The sequence below is a fragment of the Vreelandella neptunia genome (assembly GCF_034479615.1).
Taxonomy (GTDB): Bacteria; Pseudomonadota; Gammaproteobacteria; order Pseudomonadales; family Halomonadaceae; genus Vreelandella; species Vreelandella neptunia.
The window spans coordinates 1,628,019-1,642,869 of sequence record NZ_CP140255.1; the positions used below are offsets into that span (position 1 = coordinate 1,628,019).

General features: G+C 56.2%; 14 protein-coding genes and 1 other RNA gene. 11 read left to right on the forward strand and 4 right to left on the reverse strand.

The window, feature by feature from the left end; genetic code table 11:
• Positions 1 to 35: 35 nt before the first annotated feature.
• Positions 36 to 542 (forward strand): ClpXP protease specificity-enhancing factor, encoded by a 507-nt coding sequence (locus SR894_RS07440; RefSeq protein WP_133730463.1) that lies wholly within the window; start codon positions 36 to 38, stop codon positions 540 to 542.
• Between the two features lie 80 nt (positions 543 to 622).
• Here SR894_RS07440 and SR894_RS07445 read toward each other — a convergent pair whose 3' ends face one another.
• The 4 genes from SR894_RS07445 to SR894_RS07460 form a co-directional block, all read right to left on the reverse strand.
• Complete coding sequence (locus SR894_RS07445; RefSeq protein ID WP_133730464.1) at positions 623 to 1,195, reverse strand: BON domain-containing protein; 573 nt, start codon at positions 1,193 to 1,195, stop codon at positions 623 to 625.
• A gap of 63 nt (positions 1,196 to 1,258) precedes the next feature.
• Positions 1,259 to 1,849, reverse strand: a complete 591-nt coding sequence (locus tag SR894_RS07450) for a phosphoheptose isomerase (protein WP_133730465.1) — start codon at positions 1,847 to 1,849, stop codon at positions 1,259 to 1,261.
• Between the two features lie 84 nt (positions 1,850 to 1,933).
• The gene (locus SR894_RS07455; RefSeq protein ID WP_133730466.1) at positions 1,934 to 2,305 is read right to left on the reverse strand and encodes a YraN family protein; all 372 of its coding nucleotides are present in this window, start codon (positions 2,303 to 2,305) and stop codon (positions 1,934 to 1,936) included.
• Positions 2,295 to 3,803 (reverse strand): penicillin-binding protein activator, encoded by a 1,509-nt coding sequence (locus SR894_RS07460; protein ID WP_133730467.1) that lies wholly within the window; start codon positions 3,801 to 3,803, stop codon positions 2,295 to 2,297. The genes SR894_RS07455 and SR894_RS07460 overlap by 11 nt, the downstream gene beginning before the upstream one ends.
• A 114-nt stretch (positions 3,804 to 3,917) precedes the next feature.
• Between SR894_RS07460 and rsmI the strand changes: the two genes are divergently transcribed.
• The 10 genes from rsmI (at position 3,918) to ftsW (ending at position 14,850) form a co-directional block, all read left to right on the forward strand.
• Positions 3,918 to 4,775: a 16S rRNA (cytidine(1402)-2'-O)-methyltransferase gene (gene rsmI, locus SR894_RS07465; protein ID WP_133730468.1), complete on the forward strand. Its 858-nt coding sequence runs from the start codon at positions 3,918 to 3,920 to the stop codon at positions 4,773 to 4,775.
• Positions 4,776 to 4,807: 32 nt separating this feature from the next.
• Positions 4,808 to 5,178, forward strand: an RNA gene (rnpB, locus tag SR894_RS07470) — RNase P RNA component class A.
• A gap of 68 nt (positions 5,179 to 5,246) precedes the next feature.
• Positions 5,247 to 6,203, forward strand: a complete 957-nt coding sequence (gene rsmH, locus SR894_RS07475) for a 16S rRNA (cytosine(1402)-N(4))-methyltransferase RsmH (protein WP_133730469.1) — start codon at positions 5,247 to 5,249, stop codon at positions 6,201 to 6,203.
• An 8-nt stretch (positions 6,204 to 6,211) separates the two neighbouring features.
• Entirely contained in the window at positions 6,212 to 6,547 is a 336-nt protein-coding gene (gene ftsL / locus SR894_RS07480) for a cell division protein FtsL (RefSeq protein ID WP_133730470.1), read from the forward strand.
• Positions 6,544 to 8,250, forward strand: a complete 1,707-nt coding sequence (locus SR894_RS07485; RefSeq protein WP_133730471.1) for a peptidoglycan D,D-transpeptidase FtsI family protein — start codon at positions 6,544 to 6,546, stop codon at positions 8,248 to 8,250. The genes ftsL and SR894_RS07485 overlap by 4 nt, the downstream gene beginning before the upstream one ends.
• A gap of 18 nt (positions 8,251 to 8,268) precedes the next feature.
• The gene (locus SR894_RS07490; protein WP_133730472.1) at positions 8,269 to 9,762 is read left to right on the forward strand and encodes a UDP-N-acetylmuramoyl-L-alanyl-D-glutamate--2,6-diaminopimelate ligase; all 1,494 of its coding nucleotides are present in this window, start codon (positions 8,269 to 8,271) and stop codon (positions 9,760 to 9,762) included.
• Complete coding sequence (locus SR894_RS07495) at positions 9,762 to 11,114, forward strand: UDP-N-acetylmuramoyl-tripeptide--D-alanyl-D-alanine ligase (protein WP_133730473.1); 1,353 nt, start codon at positions 9,762 to 9,764, stop codon at positions 11,112 to 11,114. Before SR894_RS07490 ends, SR894_RS07495 begins: the two co-directional genes overlap by 1 nt.
• 14 nt (positions 11,115 to 11,128) lie before the next feature.
• The gene (gene mraY / locus SR894_RS07500) at positions 11,129 to 12,211 is read left to right on the forward strand and encodes a phospho-N-acetylmuramoyl-pentapeptide-transferase (RefSeq protein WP_133730474.1); all 1,083 of its coding nucleotides are present in this window, start codon (positions 11,129 to 11,131) and stop codon (positions 12,209 to 12,211) included.
• Positions 12,212 to 12,283: 72 nt separating this feature from the next.
• Positions 12,284 to 13,672 carry a UDP-N-acetylmuramoyl-L-alanine--D-glutamate ligase gene (gene murD, locus SR894_RS07505; protein ID WP_133730475.1) on the forward strand — a complete coding sequence of 463 codons (1,389 nt, stop codon included), beginning with the start codon at positions 12,284 to 12,286 and terminating at the stop codon, positions 13,670 to 13,672.
• Positions 13,669 to 14,850, forward strand: a complete 1,182-nt coding sequence (gene ftsW / locus SR894_RS07510) for a putative lipid II flippase FtsW (RefSeq protein ID WP_133730476.1) — start codon at positions 13,669 to 13,671, stop codon at positions 14,848 to 14,850. Before murD ends, ftsW begins: the two co-directional genes overlap by 4 nt.
• The last annotated feature ends 1 nt before the right edge of the window (position 14,851 follow it).

Sequence of the window (14,851 nt, forward strand, 5' to 3'; positions counted from 1 at the left end):
CAGGGAGCCTTTCTTGTAAGGAGGAGGGAGTCTAGATGAAATCGAGTCGCCCCTATCTCGCCCGAGCGCTCTATGAGTGGTTGTTGGATAATGAGCTAACACCTTACCTGGTGGTTGACGCTACTTTGCCTGGCGTGGAAGTGCCCCGCCAGTTTGTTCAGAACGGCCAGATCGTTTTAAATGTGGCGCCGACCGCTGTGCGTGATCTCTTTATGGAGAATCAGGCGATAGGTTTTAATGCGCGCTTTGGCGGGCAGCCAATGCAGGTGATGATACCGACCGAGGCGTTAATCGCTATATATGCTCGAGAAAATGGCGCTGGAATGGTTTTTGGCCATGAGCCTGAGCTGGGTGAAGGTGCCGAATCCTTTGGCGATATTGAGGAAGAAAAACCCTCAACCAAGCCTGAACTGTCGGTCACTGATCCCATTGCGGAAAAGAGTGATAGCAGTGAGACTAGTGCTTCAGGCGAAGGCGCTGACAAACAGGTTCAAGCGAAGAGTAAGGCGAAGAAAAAGCCAACCTTGCGGGTTGTTAAATAAAGTACCCTGGGGTGTAGCCACAAAAAAGCCTCGCTTATTAAGCGAGGCTTTTTTGTGGCTATTAGAGCGCACTGAGATGATTAGTCGAGGTAATCAAATACCTTTACGATTCGCTGTACGCCGCCAACTGAGGAGGCGGCATTGACGATGCGATCAGCCTCTTCCCGGGTTACGCGGCCCATCAGATATACGCTGGCATTTTCAGTGGTGACTTTGATTTTTGACGAGTCGATGCGGTCATTGGTTGCTAAGTGACTGACAACATTGGTGGTTAGCCAAGTGTCAGCTAAGCGCTGGCTTGCCGGTAAGTTAGCTGCGATGGTTAGCTCGTTATGAACTCTATTAACGCCGCGCAATTGGCTAGTGACGTCTTCCGCCATATTGCGAAGCTCATCGCTAGGCACTTGACCCACCAGAAGCACAACGCCGTTATAGCTATGGGCACGTATGCGGGCGTCGGCCAAGCGTGCATCCGCGCGCTCTAGGGCACGACCTACTTCACGCTCAATGGTAGTGTCGATTGCTTCAACATCGTCGCTACGCTGAGCGTAGTTGGACTGATTGGAGGCTGAATTGTTAGCGCAGCCAGTAACGAAGAGTGCTGTGCAAAGCGCAGCGGTCATGAGGACGCGGGTGGAGAGGCGTTGGGTCATCGTATGACTCCTTGGTGCTAGCAGTTAAATACATCGTGGTTGTTAACGCAGTAGAAATGGGCACTAAGCGCTGCCAAACAACTGTTCATCAATAAGATCGCATAAGCAATGAATCACCAGTAGGTGAACTTCCTGGATGCGCGCCGTCGATGTGGCCGGGACGCGAATCTCGCAGTCATCCTGGCCTAATAGTGACGCCATATCGCCACCGTCGCGGCCGGTAAGAGCGACTACCGTCATGTCGCGATCATGCGCGGCCTGAATAGCTTGCACAATATTGCCTGAATTACCGCTGGTGGATATAGCTAGTAGCACATCTCCCGGCTGCCCTAAGGCGCGAATCTGTTTTGAAAACACCTCATTGTAACTATAGTCGTTAGCAATTGAGGTCAGTGTGGACGTATCAGTAGTGAGCGCTAGAGCGGGGAGGCTTGGGCGTTCACGCTCAAAGCGATTGAGCAATTCAGAGGAGAAGTGCTGGCTGTCGCCAGCGCTGCCGCCATTGCCACAGGTAAGAATTTTCCCTTCGCTAACAAGGCACTGCACCATCATTTGGCTGGCCACTTCAATAAACGGCGGAAGTACTTCGCTGGCGTACGTCTTGGTGTCAATGCTAGCGTTGAAGTGGCCGAGTATCCGAGATTGAAAGTCCATCAGGGCTTCCTGGTTGCATGGTGATAAAGAGCGTTTTTAAAGACCGTTTTCAAAAACGGTATATAAAAACAGCTTTAGAGACAGTCAAAAGGCATCAAACGCAGCTTTTACCCAGTTAAACTCAAGGTTGGGCGGCTTGCCCGTTATCGCTAGGATATCAAAGCGGCAGGGTGATGAAAGCCCGCCGCGGGCGATATAAAGCCTTGCTGCACGCACCAGGCGCTGCTGCTTCTGATAAGTGACGGTTTCCAGCGGATGCCCGTAGCGCGTCGTGGTGCGGTGTTTGACCTCAATAAAGACGAGAATATCGCCATCGCGCATTACCAAGTCAAGTTCACCCCCTTTGACGTAATGATTCTGCGTGACAAGGGTGAGCCCCTGTTGGCGCAGCCATTGAGCGGCGATTTGCTCAATGGCTGCGCCGCGGGCACGGGCGGTGTGGGCGTTAGTAGTCACTGTCGTCCAGGTTTGGGATTAAAATGGGCGAGGGCACGCCGTTCTGGAACTTGGCCCAGGGCAGCTCGCGGTAGATGCGTCCATCGTCGCTTAAGTAGAGTGCGCCGGTACTGCCATTCAGGCCGTTCAGCTCGCCAAGATTGGAAAAGCGGATAGCCAGCTCGTAAGCATCAACGCCCATTGCCATCAGGCGGAACATGGAGGCGTCTGATTCATCCCGCAGGCTTTGGTAGGTAGATGCAAAGGGCAGAGCCTCTTCGCCACCGACGGCTGCATCAGGGATCTGCCAGGGGATATCCACGAACATAACATCGTTTAGATCTTGGTCAAGGCGTGTCTGCAGGCGCCCTTCATGCAAATGTGAAGTGGCATAGATCGGCAGGTCGGGGGCGTAGTAGTAATCCATGGTCGGCGGCACCTGGCGCGCGTACTCGGGCAGTGCGAGCAGGAATAGAGCGTCAATATTGCTTAGGCGCGCGCGATCACCGCTGACATTGAGAGCGGTTTGTACGGCATTGGAGACCGAACTCTCAGGGTTGTAGCGCACGGCGTTGGTGATTTCGCCACCCTGGCTGTGCCACTCATTCCAGAAGGCTTCGCCTACGCGGCGGCCCCAGCCGTTATCGGGAACCATCATGGAGACTTGGCGGTGCCCATCCTGCCAAGCGCGGCGGGCAACTTGGCGTGCTTCATCTTCAGCTGAAAGGCCGTACTGAAACAGGCGCTGGGCTTGATTGTTTTCACCGCTGCCATAGTTGAGTGCCAGTGTAGGGAGCGGCACGCTATCACGTTGCTCTAGTTGGGTGACTTGATCCTTATCTAGTGGGCCAATGATTAACTGCGCATTCATCTGCTGTGCGCGATCATAAAGCTCATCCATCGAGTAGCGCGAGGCGTCCAGAAAGCTCAGCTCGACGCTGCTGCCCTTGACGTCATGGTGCTGCCGCATGGCTGTGGCGATGGTGTTGGCGACGCTGCTAAGCGGGCCTGATTCGGGTAGTGCAACCACGATGCGGCGTATTTCCTGACCCTCAAGCTCTGGCAGCGCAACGCTCACTGCACCGCTGGGCTGATCAAGCGCCTCGCGGGCCCAGCGCTGGCGCTCTTCAAGTCGCGCCTGCTGGTTGGCCTGCATCGGCAGTTCGTCGTCGAGTACCTGTGTGGCGCGCAGCACGGCACGAGGTTCATCCAACGCGCGGGCAAGCTCGGAAAATAGCAGCGCCCAGCGTACCCGGTCGGGTTCTGAGAGCAAGCTTTCATCGATCCCATCGGCGGTTTCGAAGGCTTTGTCGCGCTCACCTTGGCGGGCCAGAATATTAGCCGCTTCCAGACGTGTTTTCGCGGCTTGCTCTGGCGCTTGCTGTTCCGCTTGGCTGAGTAACTGGCCAGGGTCTTCATCGGGCACTCGATCTACCACACTAGGCGATTGCATCGCACAGCCAGCAACGAGAAATGCCATGAGGGCAGCGGTGAGTAAGCCACGTAATGACTGTTTCATGTATCCTTCCTTAGGTTTCCATTTGCGCTGTCGCTGCTTGTCAGCGATTGACCAAGCCACTGCACAAGCATAGCGCACCAGCAGGGCAAGCCATCAACGAATTGAGAGTCAACAATGACAGACGATAATCCGGGCACATTGTACGTGGTTGCCACGCCAATTGGGAATTTGGATGACTTAACCGCGCGTGCCGCTCGGGTGTTAGGACAAGTTTCGCGTATTGCGGCTGAAGATACCCGCCACAGTGGGCGCCTGTTGGCGCACTTGGGACTAAACAAGCCAATGCTCTCTTTGCACGAGCACAACGAAGCGCGCCGGGTGGATACTTTGGATAGCTATCTCGCTGCAGGTGAAGATATTGCCCTGATCAGTGACGCCGGAACACCGTTGATTAGCGATCCCGGCTTTGTGCTGGTACGTGAGTTGCGGGCACGCAATCGCCATATTGTGCCAATTCCCGGCCCCTGTGCCCTGATTACTGCGCTGTCAGGGGCGGGCCTGCCAACAGACCGCTTTGTATTTGCCGGTTTTCTGCCTGCTAAGCCGGGCGCAAGGCGCCAAGCATTGGAGAGTTGGAAAACCCGCGAAGAGACGCTGGTGTTTTATGAATCTCCTCACCGTATCGTGCACACTCTTGAGGCGCTGCAGGAGCAAATGGCGGATCGCGATGTGGTATTGGCGCGTGAGCTAACCAAAACCTTCGAAACGTTTCTGCACGGTACCCCTGCGTCGCTATTGGCGCAGTTGACCGCTGATCCTAATCAAGCACGCGGCGAATTTGTGGTCATTGTTGCCGGGGCTCCGCCGGTTGAGCAGAGTGAGCGCCAGGATATATCAGCGGACGCCTTGCTGGAGGCGCTGCTGGCAGAGGGGGTTGGCGTGAAGCAGGGCGCTGCGATTGCCGCGCGAATGCTAGGTGGCCGCAAGCAAGTCTGGTACGCACGTTTGCAAGCAATTAAAGGTGAGCATTGAGGCAAGTCGAGGGCGCTGGTATGCTTGCCGCCGGAGTTGGCCAGACAGTCGCCGCTAATACCCCTCAAAAGGTGTTGGGGGAGGAAAGTCCGGGCTCCATAGGGCAGAGTGCCAGGTAACGCCTGGGCGGCGCGAGCCGACGGAAAGTGCAGCAGAGAGTAGACCGCCTAAGCCCCTGAAATAAACCTCTGGGGCCGGTAAGGGTGAAAGGGTGCGGTAAGAGCGCACCGCGCGCCTGGTAACAGTGCGCGGCATGGTAAACCCCACTCGGAGCAAGACCAAATAGGGATCCAATGGCGTGGCCCGCGCTGGATCCGGGTAGGTTGCTTGAGCGCTGTGGTAACGCAGCGCCTAGAGGAATGGCTGTCCACGACAGAACCCGGCTTATCGGCCGACTCCCCCACTTAACGTACCAGAGCGTGTCCGCACGCTCTTTATTACGCTGTCACTATCATTTTGTGTGAGTAAAACATGCCTTCTCCTGACGCTGAACAGGTTGCTAACTGCTTTCGCCATACCAGCGTACTACTGGAAGGTGCTGTCGATGCCCTGGTGCACGATGCACGAGGCGTCTATTTAGATGGCACCTTCGGGAGAGGCGGCCACTCACGATTGATCCTTGATCGTCTGGATGACCAGGGCCAACTGCTTGCGATGGATCGCGATCCCCAAGCGATTGCCGCGGCCGCTGAAATTGACGATTCACGCTTCCAGATCGCCCAGCGAGAATTTGCACAGCTAGCCGAGTTTGCCCGTGAACAGGGCGTATTTGGCAAGCTTTCCGGTGTGTTACTCGATGTTGGCGTGTCATCTCCTCAACTAGATGACCCCGAGCGCGGCTTCAGCTTTATGCGCGACGGCCCGCTGGATATGCGTATGGATCCTACCCAAGGGCAAAGTGTGGCTGATTTTCTGGCCCGGGCCAGTGAAGCAGATATTGCCTACGTGTTTAAAACCTATGGCGAAGAGCGCTATGCCAAGCGTTTGGCCCGCGCCGTGGTCACTCGTCGGGTTGAGAAGCCGTTTACCCATACGGTGGATCTGGCCGAGGTGTTGAAAGTAGCCCACCCCGCCTGGGAAAAAGGGCGCCACCCTGCCACGAAAGCGTTTCAAGGGCTGCGTATTTTCGTCAACGGCGAGCTTGAGCAGTTAGACAGCGCATTAGACGCCGCGCTAGAGGCGCTGGCGCCCGGTGGCCACTTAGTGGTTATCAGCTTTCACTCGTTGGAAGATCGTCGCGTGAAACGCTTTATTCGCCACCATGTCCGCGGCGATACCGACTTGCCGCGAGGGGTGCCGATTCGCGACGATCAATTGAATCGGCGTCTTGAAGCGCTCGGCAAAGGTGTGCGGCCGAGCGAGGAGGAAGTGGATGCCAATCCCCGCGCACGTAGTGCCGTCATGCGGGCTGCACGCAAACGGATGTAAATGTCGTCATGAGCATGGATCGGATTGAGCAGTGGGCAACCACGCTACGCACCGAATGGCCTTTCAAGCTGCGTCTGCGCGCCTGGCCGGTAGCTATTACGCTACTCTTTTTACTCTGCATAGCCTCTGGGCTGGGTGTGGTCGTCACTACTCATATGACGCGGGTTCAATTTGCTCAGTTGCAGCAGTTGGAGCAAGAAGAGAACCAGCTGCAAACGGAGTGGGGGCAACTGCTACTCGAAGAGGGTGCATGGTCAACGCCTGCACGTATTGAACAAATTGCCACCGAGCGCTTGGGTATGCGGATCCCCGATGTCCATGATGTTGAGGTGATTCGACCATGAGAAGCGAACGTCGAGGTGGCACCTCGCGTCAGGCGCCGATTGCCCCTCCGCTCGGCGGCGGGCGGTTCATGTTTATTCTGCTGGCGATTGGCTTGGCATCGGTTATTTTGATTGGTCGGATTACCTTGCTGCAGGTTATTGACCGCCCTTTTCTACAAAGTCAGGGTGACGCACGTACTCTTCGCCACGAAACAATCCCTGCCCACCGCGGCATGATTACAGACCGCAATGGTGAACCATTGGCGATTTCCACGCCGGTGGTGACTCTTTGGGCCAATCCACAAGAACTTCCTGAAGATGCTATACAACGGGTAATGCTGGCCCAGGCGCTAGGCATGTCGCTGGGTGACTTCGAGGCTCGGGTAGCGCGCTTTAGCGAGCATGAGTTCATGTATTTGCGTCGCCAGATGACGCCCGCGGCGGCCCAGCAGATTCTTAATCTGCGTACGCCTGGCGTGTATCCGCAGCGCGAATATAAGCGTTATTACCCCGCTGGTGAGGTGGCCGCCCAACTGCTGGGGGTAACCAACGTTGACGATGTTGGTCAGGAAGGCTTGGAGCTATCTTATCAGCATTACCTAGCGGGGCGGCCAGGTCAGCGGCGGGTCATTAAGGATCGCCGCGGGCGCCTGGTTCGCGAGCTGGGGGTTATTGACGAAGCCCAGCCGGGTGGTGAACTGACCCTCTCTATTGATCAGCGCATTCAATATATGGCTTATCGGGAACTGCGCGCAGCGGTGGCTGAGAATGAGGCTGATGGCGGCGTGCTGGTGATGATGGATGCCCGCACGGGAGAGGTGTTGGCTATGGCTAATTTGCCCTCCTACAACCCTAACAATCGAGCAGGGCTTGATCCGCGTGGTTTACGTAACCAGGCGTTGGTTGATGTATTTGAACCCGGTTCGGTGATGAAACCGCTAGCTATGGCTGCGGTGTTAGAGAGTGGCGTGGTAGATCGCAACGCTGTGGTTGATACGTCCCCCGGTTGGATGCGGTTGGATCAGTTCACCATTCGCGATTTCCGTAATTATGGCGAGCTGGATTTAGCTGGCATTCTGGAACATTCTTCGAATGTGGGGATGTCTCGACTAGCGCTGCGGTTGAGCGATACGGCGATTTGGGAAAAGTATAATCAGTTAGGGCTGGGGCAGGCACCAGGAACCGGTTTTCCTGGCGAATCTACTGGTAGCTTACCAGCACCGGTGCGCTGGTCGCGCAGCGAGCGGGCGACGCTCTCCTACGGTTACGGCTTGTCTGTGTCAGCGGTGCAACTGGCGAGTGCCTACACGGCGCTAGCCAATGATGGCGTGCGTTTAACACCCTCACTGCTACGCCTTTCTGAACCACCCCAAGGCGTTCCTGCGATAGAGCCCTCGGTTGCCAATGACCTATTGCGGATACTGGAAACTTCCGTTGCGGCCTATACTGGCGGGCGGCGAGCTCGCGTCGAGGGCTATCGCGTCGGAGGGAAAACAGGCACGGTGCGTAAAATAGGCCAGCAGGGCTACACCACCGATGCATACCGCAGCGTCTTTGCCGGTATTGCACCTATTTCTGACCCACGTATTGTCACAGTGGTAATGATTGATCACCCCAAAGCAGGCGAATTTTACGGCGGCGCTGTTGCCGCTCCGGTTTTTTCCAGTGTGACGGGGAATGCTTTACGCTTGCTGGACGTTCCGCCGGATCATGAGGCGGAGTAGTTTTTTTAAGGAGATGGCATGACGCTGAGTCCAGGCGAAGTATTAACGTCGCTCGCGAAAGTATGGCCCAAGTCACCGCTGCCCACTGACCTGCCCAAGCTGCCGGATCAGGTGCGCATGGAAATGAACTCGCGCAAGCTCGCCAAGGGCGACATTTTTGTGGCCGTGCCTGGCAGCCAGCGTGACGGGCGTGATTTCATCGAGCAAGCCCTTGAGGCTGGGGCTTCGCTTGTTTTAGCGCAGGGGACTCACGGCGATGTGCAGCTTGAGGGGCGGGTGCTGAAGCTGCCTCATTTGTCATCCCGATTAGGCGAGCTAGGGCGGGCACTGTATAAAGTGCCCAGCGACCTGGAAGTCATTGCGGTGACCGGCACCAATGGCAAAAGTTCTGTCACTCACTATATTGCTGCCCTCAGCGAGGCGTTGGGAACCCCGGCGGGCCTTGTCGGCACCTTAGGCGTGGGGCGCCCAGGAGAATTGAGCGATAGTGGCTTAACCACGCCTGGCCCCTTGGCGCTGCAGGCGACGCTGGGTGAGTTGGCCCAACAGGGGGTGAAGCGCGTTGCCCTCGAAGCCTCTTCCCACGCTCTGGATCAATACAGATTGGACGCGGTCAACGTTAGCGTGAGTGTGTTTACCAATCTTACCCGCGACCATTTGGATTACCACGGCAGCATGGCCGCCTACGCGGCCTCGAAAGCCAAGCTGTTTCGCCGCTCTGAGCTAACTTTGGCGGTAGTGAATGGGGATGACCCCTTGGCGCGCTTAATGCTGGCTGGTATTAGTAGCCGCGTACGTGTGCTAGCTACCGGGCAAGATGAGGCCGTTACGTTTCGTGTGCTTGACTGGCAGGCGTTTGAGCAGGGGCAGCAGGCAATGATTGCGACCCCCGACGGCGAGAAAATGCTGCGCTTATCGTTAATGGGACGCTTTAATTTAGATAACGTCCTGCTGGCGATGGCCGTGCTGTACGGATTAGGCGAATCCCTCGATGCGCTGTTTGATGCAGCGACGTCGCTTACGCCTGTGCCCGGGCGTATGGAGCTGTATGGTGATATTGGCGCCCCAAGCGTTGTGGTGGATTACGCCCACACACCGGATGCCTTGAAAAGTGCCCTACAAGCGCTCCGTGCTCACTTGGGCGATGCGGGTGAACTATGGTGCGTCTTTGGTTGTGGCGGTGAGCGCGATACGGGTAAACGTGCTGAAATGGCCAGGGCCGCCGAGCAGTTGGCGGATCACGTCGTGGTCACCGACGATAACCCGCGAAATGAATCTGCCACGCAAATCCGTGAGCAGATCATGAGCGGATTCTCAGCGGCTGCGCAACCGATTGAAGTCGCTGATCGCCGCGAGGCCGTGGCAGCCGCTATTCAACAAGCTAGTGCTAAGGATGTGGTACTGATCGCAGGAAAAGGGCACGAGGCGTATCAGGAGATACAAGGGGTGCGCCATCCTTATACCGATAGCGAAGAGATTCAGCGCGCCTTTGTCCAGCGGAGATCGCAGTAATGCACTGGGCTCTTAGTCAAGTGGCTGCGGCGCTGTGTATCGAAGCGCCCTCAGACAGCGCTCAGTTAACCATTCATTCGGTTGTTACCGATAGCCGCAAAATTGAGCCTGGCTGCCTGTTTGTTGCCTTAAAAGGCGTCAGTTTTGACGGTCACGATTTTGTCGAGCGAGCCCACGCGCTTGGCGCAGCGGCGGCGTTGGTCGAGGCGCCTGTTGCCAGTGATTTACCCCAATTGGTGTGCCCCGATACTCGCTTAGCCCTGGGACTGTTAGCCGGTGCTCATCGGTGCGCATGGCACGGCCCCTTGGTAGCGGTAACCGGTAATAGCGGTAAAACCACGGTTAAAGAGATGTGTGCGGCACTGCTGACGCCCTTGGGCGAGGTGTTAGCGACCGAAGGCAATCTAAACAACGATTTCGGCGCGCCGCTGACCTTATTGCGATTGCGCCAACAGCATAAAGCTGCGGTGGTAGAGCTAGGTGCTAATCATCTAGGTGAAATTGCCTGGACGGCAGCGCTGGCACAGCCCGATATTGCGATTATCACCAATGTCACCGGCGCCCATGTGGGCGAATTTGGCGGCATGGGGCAGATCGCCCAGGCGAAAAGTGAACTGCTCGCCGGGCTAAGCGAACAGGGGTCGGCCATATTGAACCGCGATGATCACTATTACGCCTTTTGGGCGTCGCGTGCGGCCCCAAGGCGAGTGGTTAGCTTTGGCTTTCACCCTCAGGCAGATGTCAGCGCCTCAGAACTTTCCTGTGATCCTCAAGGGCGGTATGCTTTCACGCTACTGCAGCATGGTCAGGCGCTGGGCCAAGTGCGTTTGCCGCTACTCGGTAAGCACAATGTCAGCAATGCCTTAGCTGCCGCCGCTGCGGCATTAGCGCTAGGCGTGCCTCCAGAGCAGATCATTGAGCGCTTGGAGTCGCTGCAAGCGCTAGCGGGTAGGCTAACCGTGGTGTCCGGTTTGCGGGGTGCCAAGCTGCTGGATGACACATACAATGCCAACCCGGGGGCGGTCAAAGCGGCCCTGGATACCCTGGCCAGTTTCCCAACCCCACGCTGGTGTGCATTAGGGGCGATGGGCGAGCTAGGGGACGAGGCGGCAGCGCTGCACGCGGATATTGGACGCTACGCCGCTGAGCTTGGCATTGATGAGCTGTTGACACTGGGCGACGCCGCACGCGCTGCCAGTGAGGCCTTTGGTCGTGGGCTGCATTTTAACGATCACGAGGCGCTAACGCGCCATGTCACTAATACTTTGCCGCCGGACACCACTTTACTGGTGAAAGGATCGCGCAGTGCGGGCATGGAACATGTCATTAATGCACTGCGTTCGGATAAATAAGGTAAACGCCGTTCATGTTACTTCACTTGGCGAATTTTCTGTCGCAGTACCAATCTGATTTTCAGGTAGTCAATTATTTAACCCTGCGCGTGATTTTAGGCGCTCTCACTTCGTTAATGCTCTGCTTGTGGCTAGGGCCATGGATGATCCGCAAGCTGGTAGAAGGGCAAATTGGTCAATCCGTGCGTGACGATGGCCCACAGTCCCATCTTTCCAAGGCGGGCACCCCGACCATGGGTGGGGCAATGATTTTGTTGGCCATCGCCATGAGTACCTTGTTATGGGGTGACTTAACCAATCTCTATATTTGGGTGGTGTTAGGTGTCACGCTGGGCTTTGGTGCCATCGGCTGGGTCGATGATTACCGCAAAGTAGTGGAAAAAAACCCCCGTGGCCTACCCGCCCGCTGGAAGTATTTCTGGCAGTCGGTGGTGGGGCTTGGGGCGGCAGTGCTGCTCTATTTGACCGCCTCAACGCCGGTAGAAACCAGCTTGTTAGTGCCAATGTTTAAAGAGGTTGCGCTGCCGCTGGGCCTGTTCTACATCGTGCTTACCTACTTCGTGATTGTGGGCAGCTCCAATGCGGTTAATTTAACCGATGGTCTCGATGGCTTGGCGATTATGCCTACGGTACTGGTGGCCATGGGCTTATCAGTGTTTGCTTATGCCAGCGGTAATACTCTGTTTGCTGACTACCTGCATATTCCGTTTATTGCGGGCACCGGCGAGCTGGCGGTTTTTTGTGCCACCATTGCTGGTGCCGGGCTCGGCTTTTTATGGTTCAACACTTACCCCGCCCAGGTCTTTATGGGTGACGTAGGCGCTTTGGCATTAGGAGCTGCGTTAGGCGTGGTGGCAGTGATCGTGCGTCAGGAGATCGTGCTGTTTATTATGGGCGGTATTTTTGTCATGGAGACGGTGTCGGTCATTCTTCAGGTGGGATCCTATAAGCTCACCGGGCGACGCATCTTCCGCATGGCGCCATTGCATCACCACTATGAATTGAAAGGTTGGCCTGAGCCGCGGGTAATCGTGCGTTTTTGGATCATTACCGTGGTACTGGTGCTGCTCGGCCTCGCAACGCTCAAGGTTCGTTAATGAAATTTCGTTAATGCAAATGGCCAAGAGTGGAATGACGGGTTGAGAGCACTAGGCGAGAGGGGGCCGGTGATGGTTCGAGTTGCTAAAGGTTTAACGCTAGTTGTTGGGCTAGGCCTGTCGGGTCGAGCGATATGCCGCCATTTAAGCCGCTTAAAAGTGCCCTACATGGTAGCGGATACGCGTGCCGAACCTCCGGGATTGGATGACTTTAAAGCCGCTCACCCGGGGGTCGACATTCACTGCGGCCCGTTATCGTCGCTGGATCTGCGTGATGTTGAAGAGGTGGTGATTAGCCCTGGGCTTGATCCGAGAATGCCGGGCTTGAAAGAGCTTGCGGATCAGCAAAACCCGCGTACAGGCGACCCGATGGTAGTGGGCGAAATTGCTCTGTTTGTACGTGCTGCTAACGCCCCCATTGCTGCTATCACCGGATCCAACGCCAAGTCTACGGTCACTTCGTTGCTAGGAGAGATGGCCGCTGCTGCTGGTATTAATGCAGCGGTGGGAGGGAATCTTGGTACCCCCGCGTTGGATCTGTTGGCCAGCCATCCCGATGCCGCGCTGTATATCTTAGAGCTTTCAAGCTTTCAGCTTGAAATGACGCCCTACCTGGGCGCCAGCTGTGCTGCCTTTCTGAACTTGTCCGAAGACCACCTGGATCGTCATGGTGATATGCACGGTTATCGCGCTGCGAAACAGCGTATTTTTATGGGTGCCGAGCAGGCCGTGGCGAATGCCGATGATACTAACACGTGGCCTGAATATCCCGTTGACCAAGTGACTTACTTTACGCAAACAGCCCCAAAGGGGAACGAGTGGGGGCTGGCGTATCACCAGAGCAAATTGACGTTAATGCAGGGCTCCACCCCTTGGTTGGCTATTGATGAGTTAAAAATGGCCGGCCAGCACAATTACCTCAATGCTTTGGCGGCACTGGCCATGGGGCAGGCGCTGGGCTTTGCGGCTGAGCCCATGTGCAGCGCGCTACGGGAATTTAAAGGTTTAGAACACCGTAGTGAAGTCATTGCGCAGATTAATGGCGTTACCTGGGTCAATGACACCAAGGGTACCAATGTGGGTGCTACCTTGGCGGCCATTAATGGCATTGGCGCTACGCTGGAAGGTCGTTTGATTCTGTTGGCGGGTGGGGTAGGTAAGGGGGCTGATTTTTCCCCTTTAGCTGAGCCGCTGTCGAAGTGCGCGCGGCACGTACTGCTATTTGGTTTAGATGCCCCGCGGCTAGCTGACGCCTTGATTGAATACGTCAGCATTCAGCAGGTGGAGAATTTAACCCAGGCGATGGAGGCAGCCTTTGAGCTTGCCCAGCCGGGCGACTGCGTGTTGCTATCGCCCGCTTGCGCGAGTCTGGATCAGTTTGTTAACTATCAGCAGCGCGGCGATGTATTCCGCCGCTGGGTGCAGCAACGGGCACTGCCTTCCACGGGGGGGGCGCCATGAGTCGACTTCAGCGTCTACGCACGGTGCTTACCACTCGTGATCTCCCCTGCGATGTATGGCTCATCGTAGCAGCGGTTGCCTTGGCGGGGTTGGGCTGGGTCATGGTTAGCTCAGCGTCGATTGGCTTGCTGGAAGATACCTATCACTACTCACGTCAGCACGGCGTTTTCCTGGTGCTGGCCATCCTGGCCTGCGTATTTATGCTCTGCGTGCCGCTTGAAGTGTGGCGCCAAAACGCAGCGCTGATTCTGCTCGCCACTATTTTTCTATTGGTTTTGGTGCTGATTATTGGTCAGGAGATCAATGGTAGTAAGCGCTGGATAGCGTTGCCGGGGCCCTTGCCAAGTTTACAGGTCTCTGAATTTGCCAAAGTCGGGCTAATTTTCTATATGGCGGCGTTTATGTCGCGTTTTACCTACGATCTGCGTCGCCGAGCGTTCAGCATGTGGCGCCCTCTGGCTGTGCTGGCCGTACCGGTTGGGCTGCTATTTTTAGCACCTGATTTCGGCGGGATGGTGGTCTTTACCGTCTGCGTGATTGGCATGCTGATGATGTGCGGTGCCTCGCTGGTGCTGCTGGTTGGAAGCGGACTGCTGCTCGGCTCCGGGGCGGTTGTCATGGTGTTGATCGAACCCTATCGGCTGGCCCGGTGGACCAGTTTTTTAGACCCCTGGGCCGATCAGTTTGCGACCGGCTACCAGTTAACCCAAGCATTAATCGCCTTCGGTCGGGGCCATGTAACGGGCACCGGCCTGGGTAACAGTGTGCAAAAATTACACTATCTGCCCGAGGCGCATACCGACTTTATATTTGCGGTGATTGCTGAAGAGCTGGGCATGATCGGCGCGATTATCGTCGTGCTGTTGTTCACTCTATTGATTGCCCGCGCTATGTGGATAGGGCGCAAAGCTGAGCTGGCAGGGCATCTATTTGGCGCTTATGTAAGCTATGGTATCGGCTTTGTCGTAGCCGCCCAGGCGTTTATTAACATGGCGGTAAGTTCCGGGCTGTTGCCGACTAAAGGGTTAACGCTGCCGCTAATGAGCTATGGCGGCTCTAGCCTGCTAGTGACAGGCATAATGGTAGGGCTACTGCTGCGCACGGATGCTGAAACACGTCATCGGCCTCGGCGCGCTTCCACACCGTATAAATCCCGCCATGAACCGCGTTTATCGTAAC

What these genes read in the sequence shown, in the direction of transcription:
- SR894_RS07440 (WP_133730463.1), top strand. Translation starts at nt 36, where the DNA reads ATGAAATCGAGTCGCCCCTATCTCGCCCGAGCGCTCTATGAGTGGTTG.
- SR894_RS07445 (WP_133730464.1), bottom strand. Translation starts at nt 1,195, where the DNA reads ATGACCCAACGCCTCTCCACCCGCGTCCTCATGACCGCTGCGCTTTGC.
- SR894_RS07450 (WP_133730465.1), bottom strand. Translation starts at nt 1,849, where the DNA reads ATGGACTTTCAATCTCGGATACTCGGCCACTTCAACGCTAGCATTGAC.
- SR894_RS07460 (WP_133730467.1), bottom strand. Translation starts at nt 3,803, where the DNA reads ATGAAACAGTCATTACGTGGCTTACTCACCGCTGCCCTCATGGCATTT.
- rsmI (WP_133730468.1), top strand. Translation starts at nt 3,918, where the DNA reads ATGACAGACGATAATCCGGGCACATTGTACGTGGTTGCCACGCCAATT.
- rsmH (WP_133730469.1), top strand. Translation starts at nt 5,247, where the DNA reads ATGCCTTCTCCTGACGCTGAACAGGTTGCTAACTGCTTTCGCCATACC.
- ftsL (WP_133730470.1), top strand. Translation starts at nt 6,212, where the DNA reads ATGAGCATGGATCGGATTGAGCAGTGGGCAACCACGCTACGCACCGAA.
- SR894_RS07485 (WP_133730471.1), top strand. Translation starts at nt 6,544, where the DNA reads ATGAGAAGCGAACGTCGAGGTGGCACCTCGCGTCAGGCGCCGATTGCC.
- SR894_RS07490 (WP_133730472.1), top strand. Translation starts at nt 8,269, where the DNA reads ATGACGCTGAGTCCAGGCGAAGTATTAACGTCGCTCGCGAAAGTATGG.
- SR894_RS07495 (WP_133730473.1), top strand. Translation starts at nt 9,762, where the DNA reads ATGCACTGGGCTCTTAGTCAAGTGGCTGCGGCGCTGTGTATCGAAGCG.
- mraY (WP_133730474.1), top strand. Translation starts at nt 11,129, where the DNA reads ATGTTACTTCACTTGGCGAATTTTCTGTCGCAGTACCAATCTGATTTT.
- murD (WP_133730475.1), top strand. Translation starts at nt 12,284, where the DNA reads ATGGTTCGAGTTGCTAAAGGTTTAACGCTAGTTGTTGGGCTAGGCCTG.
- ftsW (WP_133730476.1), top strand. Translation starts at nt 13,669, where the DNA reads ATGAGTCGACTTCAGCGTCTACGCACGGTGCTTACCACTCGTGATCTC.